At 27.1% G+C, this 1,931-nt stretch carries 2 protein-coding genes; both read left to right on the plus strand.

Annotation, left to right across the window (positions count from 1 at the left end):
• Positions 1 to 292 precede the first annotated feature (292 nt).
• Entirely contained in the window at positions 293 to 1,813 is a 1,521-nt protein-coding gene (locus tag JCM15074_RS20130; RefSeq protein ID WP_025823752.1) for a lipopolysaccharide biosynthesis protein, read from the plus strand.
• 8 nt (positions 1,814 to 1,821) lie between these two features.
• A partial coding sequence (locus JCM15074_RS24320) for an NAD-dependent epimerase/dehydratase family protein (RefSeq protein WP_037470148.1) occupies positions 1,822 to 1,931 on the plus strand: 110 nt, incomplete at its 3' end.

A 1,931-nucleotide genomic window follows, 5' to 3' on the forward strand; every position in this document is an offset into this window, starting at 1 on the left:
TATAATCTAATTATATCATCATGTTTTTTTGTCTTTGTCCTATCTTATGAAAGAAAATTGAAAGAAAATTCTGGCAAGATTTCATTTTTAATATATCTGGGTAGTATTTCATTTGTATTATATCTTATACATCACCCTTTGTTATCAATTTTAGGTAAGATATACTTTAAATATTTTAACTTTACAAATATTTACTTTTTTTATTTTTTATCTTTGTTATGTATAATACCTATATCAATCATTGTATATGAATTATATGAGTTGTTTTTTAATAAAATAAGAGTTTATTTTAATGCGAGTAAAAAAATCGCTTAATAATTTTGTAGCAAATATATTTTCTTTTTTTCTTGTTTTAATTATCACATTTATTTCTAGAAAAGTATTTATTGATAATTTAGGCGTTGAAATTTTCGGATTGAATGCGTTGCTGTCAAATTTTATTACGTTAATGTCACTTGCAGATCTTGGTATTGGTGCTGCAATTGTTTATAGCTTTTATAAGCCTATAAATGATGGCGATAGAAATAAAGTTTCTTCATTATTACACTATTATAGAAAAATATATCGTTTTATAGCATTATTTGTCTTGCTTGTTGGTCTTTGCCTTTCTTATTTATTTTATAAGATCGGTAGTCCAGATTTATCCTTTGAGTTGTTTTTGTTAATTTACAGCTTAATGTTAATTAATACAGCATGCAGTTATCTTGTTGCTTCAAATAGATCATTGATTTACGCATCTCAAGATGCTCATCTTATGGTTTATCCAGATCTGTTCTTTAAAATTACTCTGCTATTACTTCAAATTGCAATATTGAAGAGTGGTTTGACATTTCCTGATGTCTATATTCTATTTGTCGCTATTACAATAGTAATTACCTTATTAAATAATATATTTGTACATTTCTTAGCTAAAGTAAAGTATAAACAATATTTTATCCGCACGACCGATAATGTGAGTGTTCAGGATAAAAAAACGATAAAAACAAAGATGATAGGAGTTATGCATCATAAGGTTGGCGATCTTATCGTTAATTATTCAGATTTAATTATTGTTTCTACTGTATCAACGTTAAAAAATGTAGGAATATTATCGAATTATAATATCATTACGACTAGTATTATTTTGCTTGTTGCTAAAATTTTTGATGGGGCAGCCGCTAGTTTAGGCAATCTAATTGTAAATGATAAGAAAAGAGCACATGAGATTTTTAAAATATTAAATTATGTTATGTCGTTATTATTTACTAATGTTTGTTTTTTTATGTTATTCCTTCTAACCCCATTTATTCATTTATGGATTGGTGATAGGTTTACTTTTTCTTTTAATACAACAATATTAATTACAGTCGCATTATTATTTAAAATCGCTCGTATACCTGTTATTACGATGAAGGTTGCAGGTGGTGTTTTTGAGCAGGATAAATATGTTCCGATCGGCGAAGCAGTAATTTATATTGTTCTAGCTGTTTTATTATCTCATCAATTTGGAATTAATGGCGTATTTATTGCGAGTATCTTAACCTCACTATTTTTCTCAAATTGGATTAAACCATTATTTCTATATAAGTATGTTTTTAATTTACCTTTGATTAAGTATGTAGATTCGATAGCGGTTTTATTTAAAATAACCTTGCCTACGTTATTACTAGTTTCTGCGGCAGCATATTATGCAGATTTTCATGTAACTTCATGGTTAGATTATATTATATTTTTTTGTGTTAGTATTTTCTCATTAAATATAGCTTTTGTTTTATTCTCTTTGAACACGACATATTTTAAATATTTTAAGAATTTAGTTTTTAAAAATAGTTAGGAATTCGAATGAAAATTTTAGTCACAGGTGGCGCGGGTTTTATCGGTAGTGCTGTGGTGCGTCATATTATTGGTCATACGCAAGATAGCGTGGTTAACCTTGATAAACTCACTTACGC

This window comes from Shewanella marina JCM 15074, from assembly GCF_000614975.1.
GTDB classification, from domain to species: Bacteria; Pseudomonadota; Gammaproteobacteria; order Enterobacterales; family Shewanellaceae; genus Shewanella; species Shewanella marina.